The sequence below is a fragment of the Acidovorax sp. HMWF018 genome, from assembly GCF_003061035.1.
GTDB lineage: Bacteria > Pseudomonadota > Gammaproteobacteria > Burkholderiales > Burkholderiaceae_C > Acidovorax > Acidovorax delafieldii.
Window position 1 is genome coordinate 4,861 of record NZ_QAIM01000419.1, and the last position, 1,762, is coordinate 6,622.

Genomic DNA, 1,762 nt, shown 5'->3' on the forward strand with positions numbered 1-1,762 from the left:
AGCTTGGTGACCACGGTGGCGTCAAAGGGCGACTGGTAGCCAGCGAGCATCTTGGAGCCCGCAGTGCTGGGGAAGCCTTTGGTGACAAAGATGTCCTTGTGCGCAATCGGCACGCCGGCCAGGGGGCCTGCGGTGCCTGCGGCAATGGCGGCGTCCTGGGCGCGGGCCTGGGCCAGGGTGATGTCCGGGTTCACGGCCACGTAGGCGCCCAGGTTCTGGTGGGCCTGCGCGCGGGCGAGGAAATGCTGGGCGGCCTCGACGGCCGAGACGCGGCGTTCGCGCAGCTCGGCGGCCAGCTGGGCCACGCCCAGGTCATGCAATGCGGTGGAAGTCATGCGGCGGGGCTCTTACTCGATCACTTTGGGCACGAGGAACAGGCCTCGTTCGACGGCGGGGGCGCTTTGCTGGTTGGCTTCGCGCTGGTTGGGCTCGCTGGCCACGTCCTCGCGCAGCCGCAGGGCCACGTCCTGGATAGCTGCGACGGGGTGGGCCAGGGGCGTGACGCCCGAGGTATCCACAGCCCGCATCTGTTCCACGATGTCAAAGAAGCCATTGAGCTGCGTGAGCATGCGCTCACTTTCGGAGGGCGTCAGCTCAAGCCGCGCCAAGTTGGCAATGCGGCCGATGTCCTGGGGGGTCAGTGCCATAGGGAGGAGAATCTAGAGAAACCAGAAGTAAAGCTGTGATCCGGGCTGCGCCGGAGGGAGTTATTCACAGGGGATGGGGTATTATCCCGGCTTTGCCGCAAAGCTCCTGGAATGGGAGTCAATTGCGTGAAAAAAGCCCATAAACACCCCCCTGAATACCTGGCGATGGCAGGCCGACGCGCATGCCGTGCCCGAGAGGATTTTTGAATGTTCGGAGCTTTCCGTCGGTATTTCTCCACCGACCTGGCCATTGACCTTGGCACAGCCAACACCCTCATCTTCGCCCGCGACAAAGGCATCGTGCTCGACGAGCCCTCCGTTGTCGCCATCCGCCACGAAGGCGGGCCCCATGGCAAGAAAGTCATCCAGGCCGTAGGCCACGAGGCCAAGGCCATGCTGGGCAAGGTGCCCGGCAACATCGAAGCCATCCGCCCGATGAAGGACGGCGTGATCGCCGACTTCGTGATCACCGAGCAGATGATCAAGCAGTTCATCAAGATGGTGCACCCGCGCACGCTGTTCACGCCCAGCCCGCGCATCATCATCTGCGTGCCCTGCGGCTCCACCCAGGTCGAGCGCCGCGCCATCAAGGATGCGGCCGAGGCCGCAGGCGCCACGGCGGTCTACCTGATCGAAGAGCCCATGGCCGCCGGTATTGGCGCGGGCCTGCCGGTGTCGGAAGCCAGCGGCTCCATGGTCGTGGACATCGGCGGCGGCACCACCGAAGTCGGCGTGATCTCGCTGGGCGGCATGGTCTACAAGGGCAGTGTGCGCGTCGGTGGCGACAAGTTCGACGAAGCCATCATCAGCTACATCCGCCGCAACTACGGCATGCTGATCGGCGAGCCCACCGCCGAAGCCATCAAGAAGAACATCGGCTCGGCCTTCCCGGGCTCCGAAGTGCGCGAGATGGAAGTCAAGGGCCGCAATCTGTCCGAAGGCGTGCCACGCAGCTTCACCATTTCTTCTAACGAAGTGCTGGAAGCCCTGACCGACCCGCTGAACCAGATCGTCTCGGCCGTGAAGAACGCGCTGGAACAAACCCCCCCCGAGCTGGGCGCCGACATTGCCGACCGCGGCATGATGCTCACCGGCGGCGGCGCGCTGCTGCGCGA

The 1,762-nt window shown here is 64.8% G+C and carries 3 protein-coding genes; 1 reads left to right on the forward strand and 2 read right to left on the reverse strand.

Annotation, left to right across the window (positions count from 1 at the left end; genetic code table 11):
- Both DBR23_RS30925 and gatC read right to left on the reverse strand, forming a co-directional pair.
- Positions 1 to 335, reverse strand: a 335-nt coding sequence (locus tag DBR23_RS30925; protein ID WP_255581753.1) for an amidase family protein, incomplete at its 3' end; no start/stop codon positions are given.
- 12 nt (positions 336 to 347) lie between these two features.
- Complete coding sequence (gene gatC, locus DBR23_RS17165) at positions 348 to 647, reverse strand: Asp-tRNA(Asn)/Glu-tRNA(Gln) amidotransferase subunit GatC (RefSeq protein ID WP_008907365.1); 300 nt, start codon at positions 645 to 647, stop codon at positions 348 to 350.
- A gap of 207 nt (positions 648 to 854) precedes the next feature.
- Here gatC and DBR23_RS17170 point away from each other — a divergent pair.
- On the forward strand, positions 855 to 1,762 hold a 908-nt coding region (locus DBR23_RS17170; RefSeq protein ID WP_108499052.1), incomplete at its 3' end, for a rod shape-determining protein.

Excerpts from the sequence above, each read along its gene's own strand:
- gatC (WP_008907365.1), bottom strand. The coding sequence starts at position 647 with ATGGCACTGACCCCCCAGGACATCGGCCGCATTGCCAACTTGGCGCGG.